We start from the raw sequence: 22,436 nt of genomic DNA on the forward strand, positions 1-22,436 counted from the left end.
TCTCCGCAGAATGGAGACCGCTGCGCGGTCCTTTCGCGGGCAAGCCACGCTCCTGCAGCGCCGGTAGCCCGTCACTCCTCGGCGAACGCCGCCTGCGCATCCCAGCCGCCACCCAGCGCGGCGATCAACTGCACGCTGGCCACCAGCCGCCCCTGCAGCAGGGTCAGCACGCTGCGCTCGTTGCTCAGCGCGGTGGTCTGCACGTTGACCACATCCAGGTAGCCGATCAACCCGGCCTTGTACTGGTTCTCGGTCAGGCGCAGCGACTCCCGCGCCGATTCCAGTGCCTGCTGGCGGACCTCGGCCTCGTCGGCGTAGACCTTGAGCTGCACCAGGTAGTTTTCCACCTCGCGGAAGCCGTCCAGCACGGTCTGCCGGTACTGCGCCACGGTCTGGTCGTACACCGCCACGCTGCGGTCGACTTCCGCCGAACGCTTGCCGGCGTCGAACAGGGTCATGGCCAGGCTCGGTCCCACCGACCAGAAGCGGTTCGGCACGCTGATCCAGTCGCTGAAGCTGCTACTGCTGTAGCCGCCGTTCAGGCTCAGGCTCAGGTCCGGGAAATACGCGGCCCGGGCCACGCCGATGTTGGCGTTGGCCGCCATCACCTTGCGCTCCGCCGAGGCGATGTCCGGGCGCCGCTCCAGCAACTGCGAGGGCAAGGCTAGCGGTACCTGCGGCAGCCCCGGAATATCGCGGGTCGGCGCCAGGGCGAACTCCGCCGGGAGCTTGCCGAGCAGCACGGCGATGGCGTTTTCCAGCTGCGCGCGCTGCCAGACCAGGTCCACCAGGTCGGCCTCGGTGCTCTTCAGCTGGGTCTGCGCCTGGGCCACCGCGTCCTTGCCGGAAACCCCGGCGCGGTACTGGTTCTCGGTCATCGTCAGCGAACGCCGATACGCCGTCAGGGTGGCTTCGAGCAGGCGCTTCTGCTCGTCGAGCACGCGCAGTTGCAGGTAGTTCTGCACCAGCTCCGACTGCAGGCTCAAGCGGATCGCCGCAAGGTCGGCGAGGCTGGCCTGGGCACTGGCCTGGTTGGCATCGAGGGTTTCGCGCAGCTTGCCCCACAGGTCGATCTCCCAGCTCACCCCCAGTTGCGCGTTGTAGGTATCGCGGATCCCGCTGCTGCTGTTGCTCAGGCTCGAACTGCTGCTGCCGGTGCCCTGGCTGGAGCGGGTCTTGCCGGCGCTGAGGTCGAGGCTGGGAAACAGCGACGCCCGCGAGCTGCGCACCAGGGCCTGGGCCTGGCGGTACTGGGCGGCGTACTGCTGCACGGTCTGGTTGCCGGCATTCAGTTGCTCGACCAGGCCGTTGAGCTGCGCATCGCCATACAGCTCCCACCAGGCGCCGCGGGCCAGGGCGTCGGCAGGATTGGCCCGGGTCCAGCCCTCGGCATGCTTGAACGGCACCTCGGTGTGCATCTGCGGCCGCTGGTAATCCGGGCTCAGGGTACAGGCGCCGAGCATCGCCAGGCACAGCCCGGCGCCCAGCAGGCGTGAGCCGCGGACACCGAGCAGGCGCATCAGCGAAGGGTCGGAAAGAAACGAACGTTGGCTCATAGCGGGGTTTCCAGGGCAGCGTCGGTCCGCACTCCGCGCCAGCGGTTGAAGCGATGGCGCAGACGGTCCAGGTAGAGATAGACCACCGGGGTGGTGTAAAGCGTGAGCACCTGGCTGAAGACCAGGCCGCCGATGATGGTCAGGCCCAGCGGCTGGCGCATTTCCGAACCTTCGGCGCTGCCCAGCAGCAGCGGCAAGGCGCCGAGGATCGCCGCCAGGGTGGTCATCAGGATCGGCCGCAGGCGCAGCAGGCAGGCGCGGCGGATCGATTCGTCCGGGCTCAGGCCGTCGTTGCGCTCCAGTTGCAGGGCCAGGTCGATCATCAGGATGGCGTTCTTCTTCACCACGCCGATCAGCAGGAACAGGCCCAGCAGGGAAATCAGGCTGAACTCGCCCCCCGTCGCGTACAGGGTGAGCAAGGCCCCTACCCCGGCCGACGGCAAGGTCGACAGGATGGTCAGCGGATGGATGTAGCTCTCGTAGAGAATGCCCAGCACCAGGTACACCAGCACCAGCGCGCCGAGAATCATCAGCGGCTGGCCCTCCTGGGTCTTGGCGAAGGCGTTGGCGGTGCCGCCGAGCTTGGCGATCACCGCTTCCGGCAGCCCCAGTTTGGCCACCGCCCGCTCCACCGCGGCCAGGGCCTGGTCGGTGCTGTGGCCCTCGGCGACATCGAAGGAGATGTCCTCGGAGGCGAACTGCCCTTCGTGGCTGACGCGGTCGTTGGCCAGGCTGTTCTCGTAGCGGGCGAAGGTCGCCAGCGGCACCCGCGCGCCGTCGGCGGTGATCACCTGGACCTGCTCCAGGGTGCTCGGGTCCTGGGCGTATTTCGGGTTGATCTCCATCACCACCTGGTACTGGTTGAGGCTGTCGTAGATGGTCGAGATCTGCCGCTGGCTGTAGGCGTTGTTGAGCACCGCGGTGACCATGTTCATGTCGATACCCAGGCGCTTGGCCTGCTCGCGGTCGACCACCAGGGTCACCTGCTGGGTGCCGCTGCCGTCGCGGGCGTCGATGGCGGTCAGCTCCGGCAGCGCGCGCAGCGCCGCCACCACTTTCGGGTACCACTCGCGCAGCGCCGCGAGGTCGCCGCTCTGCAGGGTGTAGAGGTACTGCGAGGTGGTCTGGTCGCGACCGCCGCCGCCCAGTTGCAGGTCCTGGTCGGCCATCAGGAACAGGCGGCCGCCCGGGACCAGCGGCATGTTCTTGCGCAGTCGCTCGATCACCGCCTGGGCATCGAGCTTGCGCTCCTTGATCGGCTTCAGGCGCACCAGGACCATGGCGTTGTTGGTACCGCTGTTGCCGCCGATGAAACCGGCCACGCTCTGCACCGCCGGATCGGCGAGCAGCGCCCGACGGTAGATCTCCATCTTCGGCTGCATGACGCTGAACGACAGGCCGTCGTCGCCCCGGATGAAGCCCTGCAACTGGCCGGTGTCCTGCTGCGGCATCAGGGTCTTGGGCACCACCACGTACAGGGCGATATTGACGCCGACGGCGACGAACAGGCTGAGCAGGGTCAGGCGCCGATGACGCAGGGCCCAGCCCAGGCTGCGGTCGTAGCCGGCGATCATGCGCTGGTTGACCCGGTCGCTCCAGCGCTGCAGGCGGGTCGGCCCGGCGTCACGCGCATGGGGCTTGAGCCAGCGCGCGCAGAGCATAGGGGTCAGGGTCAGGGACACCAGCAGGGAGACGATGATCGCCGCCGCCATGGTGATCGAGAACTCGCGGAACAGCGCGTTGACGATGCCGCCCATGAACAGGATGGAAACGAACACCGCCACCAGCGAGACGTTCATCGACAGCAGGGTGAAGCCCACCTCCTGCGCGCCCAGGTAGGCCGCGCGCAGCGGCGGCTGGCCGTCCTCGATATGCCGGGAGATGTTCTCCAGGACCACGATGGCGTCGTCCACCACCAGGCCGGTGGCGAGGATCAGCGCCATCAGCGACAGGTTGTTCAGGGAGAAACCGCACAGGTACATGACCGCGAAGGTGCCCACCAGCGACACCGGCACCGCCAGGGTGGGGATCAGCGAGGCGCGGAAGTTGCCGAGGAACAGGTACACCACCAGCACCACCAGGACCACGGCGATCAGCAGGGTGTGCTCGGCTTCCTTGAGGGTCGCCTTGATCACCGGCGAGCGGTCCATGGCGATGTCCAGCTTGACGCTGGACGGCAGCAGCGACTGCAGGGCCGGCAACTGCGCCTTGATCTGCTCGACGGTCTCGATGATGTTGGCGTTGGTCTGCCGGTTGATCACGATCAGCACGGCCTGCTGGTCGTTGAAGAAACCGCTGTTGTAGCGGTTCTCCACGCCGTCGCTGACCTTGGCCACGTCGCTCAGGCGCAGCACCGAGCCGTCCTGGTAGCGGATCACCAGCGGCTCGTAGTCCCTGGCCTTCTCCAGCTGGTCGTTGGCACGCACCTGCCAGTTGCGCTCGCTGTCCTCGACGAAGCCCATGGGCCGGCGCTGGTTGGCCGCGGCCACGCTTTCGCGCACGTCCTCCAGGGCCAGGCCGTACTGGGCGAGCAGTTTCGGCTGCAGCTCGATGCGCACCGCCGGCAGCGAACTGCCGCCGATCTGCACCTCGCCGACCCCGGCCACCTGGGACAGGCTCTGCGACAGGATGGTCGAGGCCAGGTCGTACAGCTGGCCCTTCTGCAGCACGTCGGAGGTCAGCGACAGGACCATGATCGGCGCCTGCGACGGGTTGATCTTCTTGTAGGTGGGCATGCTTTTCATGCCGCTGGGCAGCAGGTTGCGCGTGGCGTTGATCGCCGCCTGCACTTCGCGCGCGGCGCCGTCGATGTCGCGACCGAGGTCGAAACCGAGGATCACCCGGGTCGAGCCCTGGCTCGAGCCGCTGGTCAGGGTGGTGACCCCGGCGATGGTGCCGAGCTTGCGCTCCAGCGGCGTCGCCACCGTGGCCGCCATCACTTCGGGGCTGGCCCCGGGCAGGTTGGCCGAGACCACGATCACCGGGAAATCCATCTGCGGCAGCGGCGCCACCGGCAGCAGGCCGAAGCTCACACCGCCCAGGAGCATGATCGCCAGGCTCAGGAGCATGGTCGCCACCGGGCGACGGATGAAGGGCGCGGAGAGGTTCACGACAGGCCCCCGGTCAGTCGGCGAACGGCGTTCATGCGTGTTCTCCCGCGGCATCGGCCTGCGCCTTGAAGCGCCGGGCCAGGCGGTCGAAGTACAGGTAGATCACCGGCGTGGTGAACAGCGTCAGGACCTGGCTGACCAGCAGCCCGCCGACCATCACCAGACCCAGCGGCTGGCGCAGCTCGGCGCCGGAGCCGGTGGCGAGCATCAGCGGCACGGCGCCGAACAGCGCCGCCAGGGTGGTCATCAGGATCGGCCGGAAGCGCAGGAGCGCGGCCTGGTAGATCGCCGTCCGCGGGTCCAGGCCCTGGTGCCGCTCGGCCTCGAGGGCGAAGTCGATCATCATGATCGCGTTCTTCTTGACGATACCGATCAGCAGGATGATGCCGATGATCGCGATCATGCCCAGGTCGTTGCCGCTGAGGATCAGCGCGAGCAAGGCGCCCACCGCCGCCGACGGCAGGGTCGAGAGGATGGTCACCGGGTGGATGTAGCTCTCGTAGAGCACGCCGAGGACGATGTACATGGTCACCACCGCGGCGAGAATCAGCAGCAGCGTGCTCGACAGCGAGGCCTGGAAGGCCTCCGCCGCGCCCTGGAAGCGGGTCTGCACGCCCAGCGGCATGCCGATGTCCTTCTGCACCTGTTCGATCAGTTGCACGCCCTCGCCCAGGGACACGCCCGCGGCCAGGTTGAACGACATCATCACCGCCGGGAACTGGCCGATATGGGCGATCGCCAGTTGCGCCTGGCGCTCCTCGACCCTGGCCAGGGCCGACAGGCGCACCTGGCTGCCGGCGGCGGTCTTGACGTAGATCTGCTCCAGCGCCCTGGCCCCGAGGCTGGACGCCGCCTCGGCCTGCAGCACCACGCGGTACTGGCTGGCCTGGGTATAGATGGTGGAGATCTGCCGCTGGCCGAAGGCGTCGTACAGGGCGTTGGTGATTTCCGCAACGGTCACACCGAGACGGCTGGCAGCGTCGCGGTCGATCACCAGGTAGACCTGCAGGCCCTTGTCCTGCAGGTCGCTGGCCACGTCGGTGAGCTGCGGGTACTGCTGCAGGGTGTGGACCAGCTTGTCGCTCCATTCGGCGAGCATCGCCGCGTCCGGCGAGGACAGGCTGAACTGGTACTGGGTGCGGCTGACCCGGTCCTCGATGCTCAGGTCCTGCACCGGCTGCATGAACAGGCGGATGCCACTGAGGCGATCGACCTGCGGTTGCAGGCGGGCGATCACCTGGGCCGCGCTGAGGTCGCGCTGGCCATGGGGCTTGAGGTTGATCAGCAGGCGGCCGCTGTTGAGCGTGGCGTTGTCGCCGTCGACGCCGATATAGGACGACAGGCTCTCCACCGCCGGGTCCTCCAGGATCAGCGCGGCGAGTGCCTGCTGGCGCTGGCTCATGGCGGCGAAGGAGGTTGCCTGGGGCGCCTCGGAAATGCCCTGGATCACCCCGGTGTCCTGCACCGGGAAGAAGCCCTTGGGCACGGCGAGGTAGAGCAGCACGGTGAGTCCCAGGGTCGCCACCGCCACCAGCAGGGTCAGCGGCTGGTGGCGCAGCACCCACTGCAGGGCGCTGCCGTAGCGCTCGATCGACCAGTCGATCCAGGCACCGCTGGCGCGGTAGAAACGGCCCTGCTCGGCTTCCTGCGGCTCGCGTTTGAGCAGGCGCGCGCACATCATCGGGGTCAGGGTCAGGGACACCACCAGGGAAATCAGGATCGCCACCGCCAGGGTGATGGCGAACTCGCGGAACAGCCGCCCGACCACGTCGGCCATGAACAGCAGCGGAATCAGCACGGCGATCAGCGAGAAGGTCAGGGAGATCAGGGTGAAACCGATCTGCTTCGCGCCCTTGAGCGCTGCCTGCAACGGTGTTTCGCCCTCTTCTATATGCCGGGCGATGTTCTCCAGCATGACGATGGCATCGTCCACCACGAAGCCGGTGGCGATGGTCAGGGCCATCAGGGTCAGGTTGTTGATGGAGAACCCGGCCAGGTACATGACGCCGAAGGTGCCGATCAGCGACAGCGGCACGGCGATGGACGGAATCAGGGTGGCGCTGACCCGGCGCAGGAACAGGAAGGTCACCATCACCACCAGGGCGATGGCGATCAGCAGCTCGTGCTGGACGTCCTTGACCGAGGCGCGGATGGTCTGGGTGCGGTCGGTGAGCACCATCACGTCGAGGCCGGCCGGCAGGTTGTCGGTGATCTCCGGGAGCATGCCCTTGATCCGGTCGACCACCTCGATGACGTTGGCCCCCGGCTGGCGCTGGATGTTCAGCAGCACCGCCTGGCTCTGGTTGGCCCAGGCCGCCAGGCGCTCGTTCTCGGCGCCGTCGACGATCTCGGCGACATCCTTCAGGCGCAGCGGCGCGCCGTTGTTGTAGGTGAGGATGAGGTTGGCGTATTCCTCGGGGGAACGCAGCTGGTCGTTGGCGTCGAGCATCGACACCCGGGTCGGGCCGTCGAAGTTGCCCTTGGGCTGGTTGACGTTGGAGGCGCCGATCAGGCTGCGCACGTCGGCCAGGTTGAGCCCCGCCGCGGCCAGGGCCTCGGGATTGACCTTGATCCGCACCGCCTGGCGCTGGCCGCCGGCGATGCTGACCATGCCGACCCCGCTGATCTGGGCGATCTTCTGCGCCATGCGCGTGTCGACCAGGTCGTTGAGCTTGGGCAGCGGCATGGTCTTCGAGGAAATCGCCAGGGTCAGCACCGGGGTGTCCGCCGGGTTGACCTTGTTGTACACCGGCGGTGCCGGCAGGTCGCTGGGCAGCAGGTTGCTGGCGGCATTGATCGCCGCCTGGACCTGCTGTTCAGCGACGTCCATGTTCATTTCCAGGCTGAAGCGCAGGGTCAGCACCGAGGCGCCGCCGGAGCTGGTCGAGGCCATCTGCGCCAGGCCCGGCATCTGCCCGAACTGGCGTTCCAGCGGCGCGGTCACCGCGCTGGTCATCACCTGCGGGCTGGCGCCGGGGTACAGGGTCATGACCCGGATGGTCGGATAGTCCACCTGCGGCAGGGCCGCCACCGGCAGCAGCTTGTAGGCGATCAGGCCGGCCAGGACGATGGCCAGCATGCTCAGGGTGGTGGCGACCGGGCGGAGGATGAACAGGCGCGAGAGGTTCATGCGCCAGCCTTGCCGTTGCGCGCCGGGGCCTCGGTGGACGACATGTCCGGCTTGTCCTGGCCCTGCAGGTGCTGGCCGGGGCTGGCCGGAACCTGCGCTGGATCGTCGACCACATCGACCTTGGTGCCGTCACGCAGACGGTCGGTGCCTTCCAGCACGACCCGCTCGCCCTTGGCCAGGCCTTCCTCGATCACAGTCTGCTCGCCATCGCTGGCGCCGACCTTGAGCTTGCGGATATGCACCTTGCTCTCCCCGTCGACGACATAGACGAAGGTCCCGTCGGTGCCGAACTGGATCGCCGCCGACGGCGCCAGGACCACGTCCTTGCGGGTGTCGGCGAGCAGCCGCACGTTGACGAACTGGTTGGGGAACAGCGCCTCGTCCCTGTTCTCGAAGCGCGCCTTGAACTTGAGGGTGCCGGTGGTGGTGTCGATCTGGTTGTCGATGCTGTTCAGCACGCCGCTGGCCTGCTGGCGGGTGTCGCCACGGTCCCAGGCCTCCACCGGCAGCGGCGCGCCGCTGCGGAAGCGCGCGAGCACGGTATTCAGGTCGCTTTCCGGCAGGGTGAAGGCCACGGTGATCGGCTGGGTCTGGGTGATCACCACCAGCGCGGTGGCGTCGTTGGCCGCCACCAGGTTGCCGAGGTCGAGCTGGCGCAGGCCGAGGCGGCCGCCGATCGGCGCGCGGATCCTGGTGAAGTCGAGGTTCAGCCGGGCATCGCCGACCGCCGCCTGGTTGGTCTTGATCGTGCCCTGGTACTGGGCGACCAGCGCCTCCTGGGTGTCGAGGGTCTGCTTGGCGATGCTGTCTTCGGCGTACAGGCCCTTGTAGCGGGCCAGGTCGATCTGCGCGTTCTTCAGTTGCGCCTGGTTCTGTGCCAGGGTGCCTTCGGCCTGTTGCAGGGCGATCTGGTAGCTGCGCGGGTCGATTTCCGCGAGCAGGTCGCCGGCCTTGACCTGCTGGCCTTCCTGGAAGTGGATCTTGACCAGTTCCCCCGCCACCCGGCTGCGCACGTTGACCGTGTTGGTCGCGGTCACGGTCCCGAGGGCCTTGTAGTACAGCGGGAAGTCGCCGACCGTGGCCGGCGCCACGCGCACCGGCACGCTGGCCGTGGACGAACCGAAGCCCGGCCGTCCCGGACCGCCCATCGGGCCGCGGCGCCCGCCGCCCTGGGCCTTGGCTTCGCCCTTGGCGACCGGTGCGGTGTGAGTCGCCGGCGCGGGCCACAGCCACCAGCACAGGCCGGCAATAACCAGGAGAATCAACAGGCTGAACAGCCAGCGACGGGAGGAACGGGAGGAAGATTGCATCGGGTTCTCGACCATGAGTACGCAGGAAACTTTGAAGGAGGCTGAACGATAAGCACTCGAACGGTTTTAGCAAAGCGCCTTTACCGGCAATTTACCGATCGCTGACGTTGCCAAAGCCCTGAACTGTAAACAAAAACGGCCTGGACAGAGCCAGGCCGTTTCAATGTTTTACATTTGTCGGCGCAGGTTGCCGACCGCGCCCTTTATTTCAGGGCGGCCAGTGCTGCGTCGTAGTTCGGCTCTTCGGCGATTTCACCGACCAGCTCGCTGTGCAGCACCTTGTCGTTCTCGTCGACCACGACCACCGCGCGGGCAGCCAGGCCGGCCAGCGGACCGTTGGCGATGGCCACGCCGTAGTTTTCCAGGAACTCGCGGCCGCGCAGGGTCGACAGGTTCTTGACGTTGGTCAGGCCTTCGGCGCCGCAGAAACGCGCCTGGGCGAACGGCAGGTCGGCGGAGATGCACAGCACGACGGTGTTGGCCAGGTCGTTGGCCTGGGCATTGAACTTGCGCACGGAAGTGGCGCAGGTCGGGGTGTCGACGCTCGGGAAGATGTTCAGCACTTTGCGCTTGCCGGCGAAGTCTTTCAGCGACACGTCGGCCAGGCCTTCGCCGACCAGCGAGAACGCCGGAGCCTGTGCGCCGGTCTTCGGCAGCTCGCCGTTGACCTGAACCGGGTTGCCTTTGAGAGTCACTTGAGCCATGAGCGGAGTCCTTATGCGGGGATTGAAGGACCCAGAGTTAAGCACGAAAGTGCGCGCGCACCTATGGGGGAATGCAAATTGTTGAATTGACCGACAATTATTGTGGACAATCCGACGCATCAGATCCAGACAATCGAATCCCCTGTAGGAGCGCGGCTTGCCCGCGAAGGACCGCAAAGCGGTCCCGAACCTCATCGCTTCCTTCGCGGGCAAGCCACGCTCCTACAAGCCCTGATCACGGCAACAGCGAGTACACCACCGACGACAACGCCACCAGCCCCACCACCACGACGAACACATTAGACAGCTTGCCGCTGTACTTGCGCATCGCCGGCACGCGGCGGATCGCGTACATCGGCATGAGGAACAGGATCGCCGCGATCACCGGGCCGCCCAGGGCCTCGATCATGCCGAGGATGCTCGGGTTGAGGGTGGCGACGATCCAGCACACCACCAGCATCAGCGCCGCGGTGACGCGGTCCAGGGTCTTGGCCTGGGGGCGCTTGCCGGTCTTCAGGATCATGCCCTTGAGGCCTTCGCTGGCACCGATGTAGTGACCCAGGAACGATTTGGCGATGGCGACGAAGGCGATCAGCGGCGCGGCGAAGGCGATGGTCGGGTTGCTGAAGTGGTTGGCCAGGTAGGACAGGATCGACAGGTTCTGCGCCTTGGCCTCGGCCAGTTGGGCCGGCGACAGGGTCAGCACGCAGCTGAAGACGAAGAACATGACCATGGCCACCATCAGCAGGTGGGCACGGGCGAGGATCTGCCCGCTGCGCTCGTCGGCGTTGGCGCCGTAGCGGCGTTTCTGGTCGACGGCGAAGGCCGAGATGATCGGCGAGTGGTTGAAGGAGAACACCATCACCGGGATCGCCAGCCACAGGGTATGCAGGAAGGCGCTGCCGCCGGGCAGGTCGGTGGCGGTGCTGAGGATGCCGCCGTTCCAGTGCGGGATGAGGAACACGGCGAGGAATGCCAGGGCGACGATGAACGGGTAGACCAGCAGGCTCATGGCCTTGACCGTGGCCTGCTCGCCGCAACGGACCACGCCCAGCAGGCCGAGGATCAGCACGAAGGACAGCAGCGCGCGGGGCGGCGGCTGGATGTGCAACTGGTGCTCGAGGAAGCTGCCGACGGTGTTGGTCAGGGCCACCGAGTAGATCAGCAGGATCGGGAAGATGGCGAGGAAGTACAGGACGGTGATCATCGCCCCGGCGCTGAGGCCGAAATGCTCCTCGACCACCTCGGTGATATCGCCGCTGTCGCGTCCGGAAAGGACGAAACGGGTCAGGCCGCGGTGCGCGTAGTAGGTCATCGGGAAGGCCAGCAGCGCCAGGATCAGCAGCGGCCAGAAGCCGCCGAGGCCGGCGTTGATCGGCAGGAACAGGGTTCCGGCGCCGATGGCGGTGCCGAACAGGCCGAGCATCCAGGTGGTGTCATGACGATCCCAGCTGGCGAGGCGCGCCGCGGGGGTGGATTCGAAGCGTTGTTCAACGCTCGGGGACTGCTCGTTCATTCCGGGTGCAACTCCACTCGCAAGACTGCAACAGCACCGGAAGCGGCTGAATAGACACCTCAGCACACCCCGGCCATAAAAGAGGGGCGCGATTGTGCGCTGATTGGTTGCACTTGCAAAGCCCTGTCCGAGGAATGGTTGCACCTTTGCGCGACATCACCCGGTTGCGCTCCTACGGGGGAATGAACTGCGCCCCGGATGCTGGACAACAAATCCAATATCCGGGGCGCAGTTCAGAGGCGTGGCAGCGCTTATTGCACTGCGGCGAACGCCTCGGCCACCTGCTGCAGGTTGTCCGGACGCAGGCCCGACATGCACACCCGGCCGCTGTCGATCAGGTACACGCCGAACTCGTCACGCAGGCGACGCACCTGGGCGACGCTGAAGCCGGTGTAGCTGAACATCCCGCGCTGGCTGAGGAAGAACGAGAAGTCCTGCCCCGGCAGCAGCACCGCCAGCGCATCCACCAGGCCCTGGCGCATGTCCAGGATACGCAGGCGCATCTGCTCCACTTCTGCCGCCCACTGGGCATTCAGCCCGGCGTCGTTGAGCACCGCGGCCACCAGTTGCGCGCCGAAAGCAGGTGGACTGGAGTAGTTGCGGCGTACGGTGGCCTTGAGCTGGCCGAGCACGCTCTGCTGGGTCTCGGCGTCGTCGCAGACCACCGACAGGCCGCCTACCCGCTCGCCGTACAGCGAGAAGATCTTCGAGAACGAGTTGCTGACCAGGCACGGCACGCCGGCCCGGGCCGCTTCGCGGATGGCGAAGGCGTCGTCCACCAGGCCCGCGCCGAAGCCCTGGTAGGCGATATCGAGGAACGGAATCAGGTTGCGCGCCTTGACCACCTCGATCACCTGTTGCCACTGGGCCTGGTCCAGGTCGACGCCGGTGGGGTTGTGGCAGCACGGATGGAGCAGGACGATGCTGTTGGCCGCCAGGCTCTGCAGGCTGGCGAGCATGCCGGCGAAATCGACGCCGCGGGTGGCCGGGTCGAAGTACGGGTAGGTGTGCACCTTGAAGCCGGCGCCTTCGAAGATCGCGCGGTGGTTGTCCCAGGTCGGATTGCTGACCCAGACCTCGGACTCGGGGAAGTAGCGCTTGAGGAAGTCGGCGCCGACCTTCAGCGCGCCGGAACCGCCGACGGTCTGCACGGTGGCCACGCGACCGCTGGTGACCGCCGGGTGCTCGGCGCCGAACAGCAGGTTCTGGATCGCCTGGCGGTAGCCGGCCAGGCCTTCCATCGGCAGGTACAGCGAGGCTTCATGGGGCTTGGCGGCCAGGCGCCGTTCCGCCTCGCCCACCGCCGCCAGCTGCGGCACCACGCCGGCGGCGTCGTAATAAAGGCCGATGCTCAGGTTGACCTTGTTGGCACGCGGATCGGTCTTGAAGGTTTCCATCAGGGACAGAATCGGGTCACCGGCATAGGCATCGACATGTTTGAACACAGCGCACAACTCCTTGGGAGAGGATCAATCGAACAAAGTGTGTCGAGAATACCCGGAGTAGGGGCCAAGGAACATGCCCCCGGCGCAACCGATGTATGCATGGACGCATGAATCCGAACCTGCAGGAGCGAGCTTGCTCGCGAACGGCGGCGCGCCCGTTCGCGAGCAAGCTCCTACAGCACGACCTGCCTAGGCCAAAGCCTGCAACTGCTCCCACTCCTGCGCCGTCACGCTCACCCCTTCCCTTTGCGACTTCGCCCGCTCCTTGAAGCGCCGCGCCCCCGGCATCCGCGTCACCCCCACTGCCTCCAGCTGCCGCACCAGCTCGCGGCTGCGTTCGGCGAAACGCTCGCCCTGGGCCAGGCTCGGGTCGATGACGATCAGCAACTGCCCGGTCCACGGCGTCTTCGCCCCCGGGTGCTGCGACCAGTCGAACTCGAAGGAGAAATTGCCCCCGGTCAGCGCCGCCGCCAGCAACTCCACCATCATCGACAGGGCCGAACCCTTGTGCCCGCCGAACGGCAGCAGCGCGCCGCCGTCGAGGATCGCCGCCGGATCGCGGGTCGGCTGGCCCGCACGGTCCACACCCATGCCCTCCGGCAGCAGCTCGCCCTTGCGCGCGGCGATCTGCACGTCGCCATGGGCGATGGCACTGGTGGCCATGTCGAAGACGATCGGCGCGCCGCCCGCGCACGGCGCGGCGAAGGCGATCGGGTTGGTGCCGAACAACGGCCGCTGCGCGCCCTCGGGGACCACGCAGGTCATACTGTTGACCACGCTCAGCGCCACCAGGCCCTCGTCGGCGAAAGGCTCGACATCCGGCCACAGCGCAGCGAAATGGTGGGAATTGTGGATCGCCAGCACCGCGATGCCGGCACTGCGCGCCTTGCTCACCAGCAGGTCGCGCGCCACCGCCAGGGCCGGCTGGGCGAAACCGCCGCCGGCATCGACGCTGACATAGCCACTGGCAACATCCCGCACCACCGGCTCGGCCCGGCCGGCGACCCAGCCGCTGGCCAGGGTCGAGACATACCCCGGGATACGGAATACCCCATGACTGTGGGCGCCATCGCGCTGGGCACTGGCGCAGTTGCTGGCCAGCACAGCGGCCACCGCCTCGCTGCAACCGTGGCGGACGAAGATGCGCTGCAGCAGGTTGACCAGCTCGGCAAACGGAATCTGTCTGGCAGGTGCGGACATCTGGAGCTCCCTTGATTGGAATTGGACGGGGAACAGCGACAGCAATGAACAGGACTTTCCTCGCATGACAGCAATCTGTCAAATATTGACTTAATGACAGAAAACATTCATTTTCTGCCTCCAGCAACACCGCCAGCGAGAACGCCCCGTGAGCCAACCGATCAAGCAACGCCTGGAAAACAGCCTGCACGACGCCTCGGCCTCGGGTCGCAAGATCGCTACCTACATGCTCGCCCACCTCACCGACCTGCCCTTCGAGACCTCGGCCAGCCTGGCGCAGAAGATCGGGGTCAGCGAGTCCAGCGTCGGGCGCTTCTGCCGCGCCCTCGGCTACGAACACCTGAAAGCGCTGAAACAGGACCTCAAGGACGACCTCGGTGACGGTCCGTGGCTGGTGGGCGATCGACTGCAAGAATTCCGCCAACAGCCCGGCGATGACGGCGAAGGCCGCAGCCTGGAACTGGAAATCGCCGCCCTGGTGCGGGTCCACGAATACCGCCGCACGCCCGAATGGGACACCGCCGCGCAGCGCCTGGCCGAACGCCCGCGGGTGTTCATCGCCGGTTTCCAGACCGAGCGCGGCATCGCCCAGTGCATGAGCCACCTGCTGCAGTACCTGCGCGACGGCGTGCAGGTGGTGGACGGCAGCGCCGGGCACTTCGGCGACGTGCTGCTGGGTGACCCGGCCCGCTGCGCGCTGGTGGTCTTCGAGGCGCGCCGCTATTCGCGCCATGCCCTGCTGCTGTGTCGCAAGGCACGGGAAGCGGGCATCCCGGTAACACTGGTTACCGACACCTTCTGTGACTGGGCCGAGGCCAACGCCGACGAGGTGTTCCGCATCCCCACCCAATTCAACCTGTTCTGGGAGTCCACCGCGACGATGCTGTCGTGGGTACACCTGATGGTCAACGAGGTCTGCCGGAAACTCGGGCCTGATGTTGAAAAACGCTTGGACGCAACTGCCGCTCTACACAACGAGTTCGTTGGCTACACGTCAACGGCAAAACAATAGCCAGAGAGTGCATTCACAGATCGAGGTGTCAGATGAAACCTGTCATTCGTTTCGCGGGGGCCTGCGCATTGCTGCTGGCCGGCATCACGTCGGCCCAGGGCGAAACCCTGAAGATCGCCACGGAAGGCGCCTACCCGCCCTTCAACTATGTTGATTCGGACAACACCCTGCACGGCTTCGATGTGGATATCGCCAAGGCCCTGTGCGAACGGATGAAGGTCGAATGCACCCTGGTCGCCCAGGACTGGGAAGGCATCATCCCGGCGCTGATCGCGCGCAAGTACGACGCGGTGGTGGCGTCGATGATCGACACCGAGGAGCGGCGCAAGAAGATTGCCTTCACCCACCACTACTACCGCACCCCGCTGTCGGTGGCAGTAGCCAAAGACAGCGAGATCAGTGACGCGCAGACCGATTTCAAAGGCTACACCGTCGGCGCCCAGGCCTCCTCGACCCAGGCCATCTATGCCGAGGATGTCTATGGCAAGGCCGGCGCCGACGTGAAGCTGTACCCGACCCTCGACGAAGCCAACGCCGACCTCGCCGCCGGCCGCCTGGACGGGGTCATCGCCGACAAGTTCCCGCTGCTGGAATGGCTGAAGAAGACCGGCAAGGACTGCTGCAAGGCCCTGGGCGACGTCAATGGCACCCGCGCCGACGCGGCGATCGCCGTGCGCCAGGACGACGATGCCCTGCGCGAGCGGCTGAACACGGCACTGGCGGCGATCGTGGCGGATGGCACCTACCAGAAGATCGCCGGCAAGTACTTCGATTTCGATATCTATCACTGAAGCACTGGCATCCCCTCTCCGTAGGAGCTGGCTTGCCTGCGAAGGATCGCGAAGCGGTCCCCAGAAATTGCATTGGCGCTATCAATTTGGGACCGCTTCGCGGTCCTTCGCAGGCAAGCCAGCTCCTACAGGTTCATGCGTACAAGGGTTCCGACCATGCTCGACCAACTCTCCCTGCTCTCCTTCGCCAGCGGCGGCTGGGGCCAGGCGCTGCTCGCCGGGGCCCTGGTGACCGTGGCCCTGGCCCTCGCCTGCCTGCCCATCGGCCTGCCCCTGGGCCTGGCCGTGGCCCTCGCCGCGCGCTCGCAGAAACGCCTGCCGCGCGCCTGGGCCACGCTGTTCTCCACGGTGTTCCGCGGCCTGCCCGAACTGCTCACCCTGCTCATCATCTATTACGGCTGCCAGATCGCCGCGCAGAAACTCCTCGCCGCCCTCGGCTATGAAGGCGAGGTGCTGATCAACACCTTCCTCGCCGCCATGGTCGCCTTCAGCCTGGTATTCGCCGCGTTCTCCAGCGAAATCTGGCTGGCCGCGTTCAAGACCGTGCCCAAGGGCCAGTACGAAGCCTGCGCCGCCCTCGGCCTGCGCAAGCACACCGCTTTCGCCACGGTGATCTTCCCGCAGTTGCTGCGCATCGCCCTGCCCGGCCTGTCGAACAACTGGCTGTCGCTGCTCAAGGACACCTCGCTGGTCTCGACCATTTCCCTGGTCGACCTGATGCGCCAGACCAACCTGGCGGTCAGCGTGACCAAGGAACCGATGCTGTTCTACGGCGTCGCCTGCCTCTGCTACCTGCTGTTCTCGGCGCTGTCGGGGCGGGTGTTCACTGCCATCGAGCGGCACTACAGCCGCCATCTGCGGAGCGCCCGGACATGACCTTCGAACAACTCCTGGCCCTGCTCGTCGATCCCGACCTGCTGGAACGCTACGGCCCGCGCTTCATCGACGGGCTGCTGGTGACGGCGAAACTGGTGGCGATCTCCTTCACCCTCGGCGCCCTGCTCGGCCTGCTCCTGGCCCTGGCGCGGATGTCGCGCCACCGCCTCGTGCAGCGCCTGAGCGCCGGCTACATCTATTTCTTCCGCGGCTCGCCGCTGCTGGCGCAACTGTTCCTGCTGTACTACGGCCTCGGTTCGCTCAAGGCCTTCTGGCAGGACGTCGGCCTGTGGTGGTTCTTCCGCGATGCCTGGTACTGCACCCTGCTCGCCTTCACCCTGAACACCGCCGCCTACCAGGCGGAGATCTTCCGCGGCAGCCTGCTGGCGGTGGCCCCGGGGCAGTACGAAGCCGCCGACGCCCTGGGCCTGAAGCGCTCGACCACCTTCTTCAAGGTGATCCTGCCGCAGTCGCTGGTGATCGCCGTCGGGCCGCTGGGCAACGAACTGATCCTGATGATCAAGGCCAGCGCCATCGCCTCGCTGGTGACCATCTACGATCTGATGGGCGTGACCAAACTGGCCTTCTCGCGCAGTTTCGACTTCCAGATCTATCTCTGGGCCGCCGTGCTCTACCTGCTGATCGTCGAGGCCGTGCGCCGCGGCCTGAAACTCATCGAGGCCCGCCTGGGCCGTCACCTGCGCTGAACCCTGCCGTAGAGGAACCTTTCACATGCACTGCCAAACCATCGTTCTCGGCGCCGGAATCGTCGGCGTCAGTACCGCCCTGCACCTGCAGGCGCGCGGCCGCAAGGTCGTCCTGATCGACCGCGACGAACCGGGCAGCGGCACCAGCCATGGCAACGCCGGGCTGATCGAACGCTCCAGCGTGATCCCCTATTCGTTCCCGCGGCAACTGTCGAAGCTGGCCCGCTACGGCCTCAACCAGCAGTCCGACGTGCGCTTCAGCTGGCGCTACCTGCCCAAGGTCGCGCCCTGGCTGCTGAGCTACTGGCGCAACTCGGCGCCGGCGCCGCTGGCCGAGGCGACCCGCGCCATGCTGCCGCTGGTGCAGCGCTGCGTGGAAGAACACGACCAGTTGATCGAAGCCGCCGGCGCCCAGGCCCTGGTCAAGGCCAACGGCTGGATCGAGGTGTACCGCGAGGAAGCCGCGTTCGCCGCGGCCAAGGCCGATGCCGAGTCGCTGCGTGCCTACGGCCTGGCCTTCGAGATCCTCGACCGCCAGCAACTGCATGCGCGCGAAGGCGACCTCAGCCAGGGCGCCATCGGCGGCATCCACTGGCTCGACCCCAAGACCGTGAGCAACCCCAGCGCGCTGGTGCGCGCCTATGTGGCGCTGTTCGTGCAGCGCGGCGGCCAGTTCATCCACGGCGATGCGCGCAGCCTGCGCCAGGTCGGCAGTGACTGGCAGGTAGACAGCCGCCGCGGCCCGATCAGCGCCGAAGAGGTGGTGATCGCCCTCGGCCCGCAGGCCGCCGAGCTGTTCAAGCCGCTGGGCTATCGCATTCCGCTGGAAATCAAGCGTGGCTACCACGCCCATTACCGTGCGCGTCCCGGCGCGCACCTGAATCACTCGATCTGCGATGCCCAGGCCGGTTATGTGCTGGCGCCGATGGAACAGGGGATCCGCCTGACCACCGGGATCGAGTTCGCCGCCAGCGACGATGCCGCCAACGAGATCCAGTTGCAGCGCTGCGAAGCCGTGGCCCGTGGCCTGTTTCCCCTCGGCGAGCGGATCGACGAGACGCCATGGCTGGGCCGCCGTCCGTGCCTGCCGGACATGCGCCCGGTGATCGGCCCGGCCAGTCGGCACAAAGGCCTGTGGTTCAACTTCGGCCACGCCCACCACGGCCTGACCCTGGGCCCGGTGAGCGGTCGGCTGCTGGCGGAAATGATGACCGGCGCGACCCCGTTCACCGACCCCGCGCCCTACAGCGCCGAACGTTTCCACTGAAGCAACGAAAAAGGCCGACGCGGATGAGGTGTGGGCCTAATGCCGGTCAGTTAGCGTTCTGGGAGTTTGGGGAGTGTCGGTGTCGGTGTCGGTGTCGCGAGCTTATCCAGTACAGGCGGTGACGCCACCGGCCCCTTCCGCCTCTACGGCGGGTCCATTTTGTCTTGGCAAAATGGACGAAAACCGCCCGCTCCCACAGCCGGCCCTACGCTTCGCTTCGGGTCCCCTCCTTCCGGTGCCTTGCGGGGGCTCCGCGGCCTACGACTTGCTGCGCAAGTCTTCACCTCGCGTCTTCGGCTACGCCGAAGGGTGCTACGCACCTGCCCCCTCCAGACACCTCCACTCGGCCGGCTGAAGTCGCAATTGGCTGCGTCTGAAACTACGCGCACGCAGAGCAAGAGCAAGAGCAAGAGCAAGAGCGCCTTGCATGTCTCGGATTACCGATGCCGATGTCGTTTTCGAAGATGGGTTCATCGTGTCGCCGCCCGTAACTCGCGACGTCAGGAGGCCGAGCGGAGGTGTCTGCCGGGGCTGTGCGCAGCACCTTCGGCGTAGCCGAAGACGCGAGGTGAAGACTTGCGCAGCAAGTCGTAGGCCGCGGAGCCCTGGCAGGCGCCGGAGGGAGGGGACCCGGAGCGCAGCGTAGGGTCGGATGCAGGAGCAAGCGGTTTTCGTCCATTTTTGCCAAGACAAAATGGACCCGCCGTAGAGGCAGAAGGGGCCGGTGGCGTCACCGCCAGCAATGGATCAACTCGCGGCAGCGCCACCACCACCGCCGTGAAGAACCCAAAAAAAAGCCCCACCGAAGTGGGGCCTGAAGAAGTAACGGATGAAGGAGCGATGTCGCTTAGAACACGTACTGCGCGCGCATTACGAAGCCGTCGCCGTCGTCGTCGCCATTGGCGTTCTGGGCGTTGTCGACCTTGGCCTTGACGTAGGTGCCGCTCAGCTTGATCGACTCGTTGGCGTACCAGTTCAGACCCAGGTTGTGCACCTTGCCTTCGATGTCGGCAACGCGGGCGAAGGCGCCGTTGTCGTCTTCAGCTTCGATGTGGTCGTAGCGGTAGAACACTTCCCAGGCACCGATCTGCTTGTTCGAAGGCTTGATCGCGTCGAACTTGCCGAGCTTGTAGCCACGCGCCTCGCCAGTGATGGTGTAGGCGATCTGGCCGTAGTAACCGGTGGCCTTGATGTCCTGGTAGGCGGCAGCGTCGGCTTCGACCTTGCGCTTGAGGTACTCACCCTGGATCGAGAAAGGACCGGTGGCGAAGGCGGCTTCCAGGCCCCAGGCGCGGTCGGTGTCGTAGGCACCGGCCGGGGTGTTGTTGGCGCCGGCGAGGGTCAGGCGGTTGCCATTGTTGCCGGCATCCTGGCCACCGTCGGTGCTCACCCCACGCATGCCCAGGCGGCTGCGGATACGGCCGTCGAAGACGGTGTCGGACAGGTCGCGCTGCGCCACGTTCACACCGAAGTGCAGGACGTTGCCGTCGCTGTGCAGCGGGGCGAAGACGCCGCGGAAGTTGAACTGCTTGGTGCTGTCGCCGTCTTTGTCGGCGTTGGTGGCGTCCTTGGCGTAGGCACCGCCGGACAGGTACACGGACTCACCGATGGTGCTCGACGCCTGGATGCCCAGGCCGCCGTTGTGACCGTTGACCCAGTCGGCCAGGTCGTAGGCAGCGGTACGCTCAGGAGCGGTTACCCACTTGGAGCTGGTGGCCTTTTCCAGACCGAACTCGGGGTCGAAGCGACCGACCTTGATCGACACTGGCTTGAAGCCGTTGTAGGCCAGCGAGGCTTCGTCGAAGTAACCGTCTTCGGTACGGTTGTCACCACCGGCGTTGTGGGAGAAGTCGTAGTTGATCTGGTAAGCCCAGTCGGTGGCCAGAACGCCGCCGATTTCCAGGAAGGCACGACGGAAGTAACCGGCGTCGGCGGTGTTGCCGTTGTTGGTGTAGAAACCGTCGAAGCGGCTGTAGTCAGCCTGGATACGACCACCGATCTTGAAGCTGTATTGCTTGTCAGTAGTAGCGACCTCGAGGCCACCTTTGGTCTTGACTACGATATCGGCGCCGTCGGTGGTCACGGTACCCGCGAAAGCCTGGGCGGTAACGGCCATGGCCAAGGCGCTGGCTACGAAACCTGCGAAGTGCTTACGGATCATCGATGAAGCTCCCCTAACGTTTATGGTCTTGATTACGTTGAAAAAAACACGCGGCTCAGGCCACTTGTGCTGGGGAGGAATCTTGGCGGGGGGTTATGTCAGATCAGTGGCTGTTATATAAATGTTTTGTTACAGCGGAACTTTTTTACTCCGAACGGAAATATGGCAAAACGCCCGGCCCACGGGCCTCTCCGCCATTTCAAACTGCTTGCCCGCGACCGCTTCGGCAACGCGCAGGCAAAAAAATACGCCCGGTCCGCTAAAGCGGACCGGGCGTATTACGTTTTCAGTCGCCTGGGCGATCAGCGCTTGCGCAGGATCACGCTGCCGATGGAGTAGCCGGCGCCGAACGAACTGAGCACGCCCAGGGCCCCCTTGGGCAGGTCGTCCTGGTGGCTGTGCAGGGCGATCACCGAGCCCGCCGAGCTGGTGTTGGCATAGCGGTCGAGGATCACCGGCGCCTCGTCCTCCAGGGCATCGCGGCCGAGCAGTTTCTTCACGATCAGGTGGTTCATGCTCAGGTTGGCCTGGTGCAGCCAGAAACGCTTGACGTCGCTGACGTTGAGGTTGTTTTCCGCCAGGTGCTGGCCGATCAGCTCGGCGACCATCGGGCACACCTCGCGGAACACCTTGCGACCTTCCTGGACGAACAGTTTGTCCGGCGCGCCAATGCCCTCCTCACCCGCACGGTTGAGGAAACCGAAGTTGTTGCGGATGTTGTTGGAGAACTGGGTCAGCAGCCTGGTGCTGACGATATCGAACTGATGCGCCGAAGTGGCCAGGTCGGCCCGCTCCACCAGCACCGCGGTGGCGGCATCGCCGAAGATGAAGTGGCTGTCGCGGTCACGGAAGTTGAGGTGGCCGGTGCAGATTTCCGGGCTCACCACCAGCACCGCCCGAGCCTGGCCCAGTTGCACGCTGTTGCAGGCGGTCTGGATGCCGAAGGTGGCCGACGAGCAGGCGACGTTCATGTCGAAGCCGAAACCGCTGATGCCCAGGGCCTGCTGCACTTCGATGGCAATCGCCGGATAGGGTCGCTGCAGGTTGGAACAGGCGACGATCACCGCATCGACGTCGGCAGCGGTCCGACCGGCCCGTTGCAGGGCCTGCTCGGCGGCCGCCACGGCCATCTGGCAGAGGATCGACGGTTCGTCGTTGCTGCGCTCGGGCAGGCGCGGCGTCATGCGCTGCGGATCGAGGATGCCGGCCTTGTCCATGACGAAGCGGCTCTTGATCCCGGAAGCTTTCTCGATGAAGGCGGCGCTGGACTCGGCCAGCGCCTCGACCTCGCCGCGCTCGATGGCGGCGGCATTGTCGGCGTTGAACTGCGTGACGTAAGCGTTGAAGGACTCCACCAGCTCTTCGTTGGAAATGCTGTTGGCCGGGGTGTACAGGCCAGTGCCGCTGATGACGACGTTATGCACGGTCGATCCTCTGTTCGGGGCCGGCGCCAGACGGGCGTCGACGGGTCGGTTCGGCGAGCTGGCACCAAGGTACCAACTCGTACAGGCAATGCGCCCGATCATACGGGGCATTGCCGACTGTTTGTCACCGCCACCCGGGGAAATCCCCCGATGGCGAAAAATATCGCCAAGTGTGCCACAACTGCGCCGGGTTGGCCTCTGTCCGGCCATCCCCGGCGCCTGTCGGT

The 22,436-nt window shown here is 66.1% G+C and carries 15 protein-coding genes; 5 read left to right on the plus strand and 10 right to left on the minus strand.

The genetic code is table 11. The annotated features are described in order from the left end of the window. Window positions 1-71 precede the first annotated feature (71 nt). The 8 genes from RTI28_RS12190 to RTI28_RS12225 form a co-directional block, all read right to left on the minus strand. Window positions 72-1,556: an efflux transporter outer membrane subunit gene (locus RTI28_RS12190; protein WP_316920679.1), complete on the minus strand. Its 1,485-nt coding sequence runs from the start codon at window positions 1,554-1,556 to the stop codon at window positions 72-74. Beyond that, entirely contained in the window at window positions 1,553-4,666 is a 3,114-nt protein-coding gene (locus RTI28_RS12195; RefSeq protein ID WP_316920680.1) for an efflux RND transporter permease subunit, read from the minus strand. Before RTI28_RS12195 ends, RTI28_RS12190 begins: the two co-directional genes overlap by 4 nt. A 31-nt stretch (window positions 4,667-4,697) precedes the next feature. Further along, entirely contained in the window at window positions 4,698-7,796 is a 3,099-nt protein-coding gene (locus tag RTI28_RS12200; RefSeq protein ID WP_316920681.1) for an MdtB/MuxB family multidrug efflux RND transporter permease subunit, read from the minus strand. After that, window positions 7,793-9,106, minus strand: coding sequence for an MdtA/MuxA family multidrug efflux RND transporter periplasmic adaptor subunit (locus tag RTI28_RS12205; protein ID WP_316920682.1), 1,314 nt, complete (start codon window positions 9,104-9,106; stop codon window positions 7,793-7,795). The genes RTI28_RS12200 and RTI28_RS12205 overlap by 4 nt, the downstream gene beginning before the upstream one ends. A 203-nt stretch (window positions 9,107-9,309) precedes the next feature. Beyond that, the gene (gene tpx, locus RTI28_RS12210; protein WP_316920683.1) at window positions 9,310-9,810 is read right to left on the minus strand and encodes a thiol peroxidase; all 501 of its coding nucleotides are present in this window, start codon (window positions 9,808-9,810) and stop codon (window positions 9,310-9,312) included. 235 nt (window positions 9,811-10,045) lie between these two features. Beyond that, window positions 10,046-11,326 (minus strand): serine/threonine transporter, encoded by a 1,281-nt coding sequence (locus tag RTI28_RS12215; RefSeq protein ID WP_316920684.1) that lies wholly within the window; start codon window positions 11,324-11,326, stop codon window positions 10,046-10,048. Between the two features lie 251 nt (window positions 11,327-11,577). Further along, window positions 11,578-12,771 carry an amino acid aminotransferase gene (locus RTI28_RS12220; RefSeq protein ID WP_316920685.1) on the minus strand — a complete coding sequence of 398 codons (1,194 nt, stop codon included), beginning with the start codon at window positions 12,769-12,771 and terminating at the stop codon, window positions 11,578-11,580. Between the two features lie 189 nt (window positions 12,772-12,960). Beyond that, window positions 12,961-13,971: an Ldh family oxidoreductase gene (locus tag RTI28_RS12225; RefSeq protein WP_316920686.1), complete on the minus strand. Its 1,011-nt coding sequence runs from the start codon at window positions 13,969-13,971 to the stop codon at window positions 12,961-12,963. A 148-nt stretch (window positions 13,972-14,119) separates the two neighbouring features. Here RTI28_RS12225 and RTI28_RS12230 point away from each other — a divergent pair, with 148 nt between their 5' ends. The 5 genes from RTI28_RS12230 to RTI28_RS12250 all read left to right on the plus strand — a co-directional run bounded on the left by RTI28_RS12230 (window position 14,120) and on the right by RTI28_RS12250 (window position 18,624). Beyond that, on the plus strand, window positions 14,120-14,983 hold the full coding sequence (locus tag RTI28_RS12230; protein ID WP_316920687.1) for a MurR/RpiR family transcriptional regulator: 864 nt from the start codon (window positions 14,120-14,122) through the stop codon (window positions 14,981-14,983). Window positions 14,984-15,015: 32 nt separating this feature from the next. Further along, on the plus strand, window positions 15,016-15,774 hold the full coding sequence (locus RTI28_RS12235) for a transporter substrate-binding domain-containing protein (protein ID WP_316920688.1): 759 nt from the start codon (window positions 15,016-15,018) through the stop codon (window positions 15,772-15,774). Between the two features lie 156 nt (window positions 15,775-15,930). After that, on the plus strand, window positions 15,931-16,650 hold the full coding sequence (locus RTI28_RS12240; RefSeq protein ID WP_316920689.1) for an ABC transporter permease subunit: 720 nt from the start codon (window positions 15,931-15,933) through the stop codon (window positions 16,648-16,650). Further along, complete coding sequence (locus tag RTI28_RS12245; RefSeq protein ID WP_316920690.1) at window positions 16,647-17,357, plus strand: ABC transporter permease subunit; 711 nt, start codon at window positions 16,647-16,649, stop codon at window positions 17,355-17,357. The genes RTI28_RS12240 and RTI28_RS12245 overlap by 4 nt, the downstream gene beginning before the upstream one ends. A 25-nt stretch (window positions 17,358-17,382) precedes the next feature. Continuing rightward, window positions 17,383-18,624 carry an FAD-binding oxidoreductase gene (locus RTI28_RS12250; RefSeq protein ID WP_316920691.1) on the plus strand — a complete coding sequence of 414 codons (1,242 nt, stop codon included), beginning with the start codon at window positions 17,383-17,385 and terminating at the stop codon, window positions 18,622-18,624. Between the two features lie 847 nt (window positions 18,625-19,471). On the opposite strand, the gene RTI28_RS12255 is transcribed toward RTI28_RS12250, so the two are convergent. Further along, window positions 19,472-20,785 carry an OprO/OprP family phosphate-selective porin gene (locus RTI28_RS12255; RefSeq protein ID WP_316920692.1) on the minus strand — a complete coding sequence of 438 codons (1,314 nt, stop codon included), beginning with the start codon at window positions 20,783-20,785 and terminating at the stop codon, window positions 19,472-19,474. 302 nt (window positions 20,786-21,087) lie between these two features. Further along, complete coding sequence (locus tag RTI28_RS12260; RefSeq protein ID WP_316920693.1) at window positions 21,088-22,209, minus strand: beta-ketoacyl-ACP synthase III; 1,122 nt, start codon at window positions 22,207-22,209, stop codon at window positions 21,088-21,090. Window positions 22,210-22,436: the final 227 nt, after the last annotated feature.

The sequence above is a fragment of the Pseudomonas sp. zfem002 genome (assembly GCF_032621685.1).
GTDB lineage: Bacteria > Pseudomonadota > Gammaproteobacteria > Pseudomonadales > Pseudomonadaceae > Aquipseudomonas > Aquipseudomonas japonica.

Coding starts and splice junctions, on each gene's coding strand:
- RTI28_RS12190 (WP_316920679.1), bottom strand. CDS start 1,556: ATGAGCCAACGTTCGTTTCTTTCCGACCCTTCGCTGATGCGCCTGCTC.
- RTI28_RS12200 (WP_316920681.1), bottom strand. CDS start 7,796: ATGAACCTCTCGCGCCTGTTCATCCTCCGCCCGGTCGCCACCACCCTG.
- RTI28_RS12205 (WP_316920682.1), bottom strand. CDS start 9,106: ATGCAATCTTCCTCCCGTTCCTCCCGTCGCTGGCTGTTCAGCCTGTTG.
- tpx (WP_316920683.1), bottom strand. CDS start 9,810: ATGGCTCAAGTGACTCTCAAAGGCAACCCGGTTCAGGTCAACGGCGAG.
- RTI28_RS12215 (WP_316920684.1), bottom strand. CDS start 11,326: ATGAACGAGCAGTCCCCGAGCGTTGAACAACGCTTCGAATCCACCCCC.
- RTI28_RS12225 (WP_316920686.1), bottom strand. CDS start 13,971: ATGTCCGCACCTGCCAGACAGATTCCGTTTGCCGAGCTGGTCAACCTG.
- RTI28_RS12235 (WP_316920688.1), top strand. CDS start 15,016: ATGAAACCTGTCATTCGTTTCGCGGGGGCCTGCGCATTGCTGCTGGCC.
- RTI28_RS12240 (WP_316920689.1), top strand. CDS start 15,931: ATGCTCGACCAACTCTCCCTGCTCTCCTTCGCCAGCGGCGGCTGGGGC.
- RTI28_RS12245 (WP_316920690.1), top strand. CDS start 16,647: ATGACCTTCGAACAACTCCTGGCCCTGCTCGTCGATCCCGACCTGCTG.
- RTI28_RS12250 (WP_316920691.1), top strand. CDS start 17,383: ATGCACTGCCAAACCATCGTTCTCGGCGCCGGAATCGTCGGCGTCAGT.
- RTI28_RS12255 (WP_316920692.1), bottom strand. CDS start 20,785: ATGATCCGTAAGCACTTCGCAGGTTTCGTAGCCAGCGCCTTGGCCATG.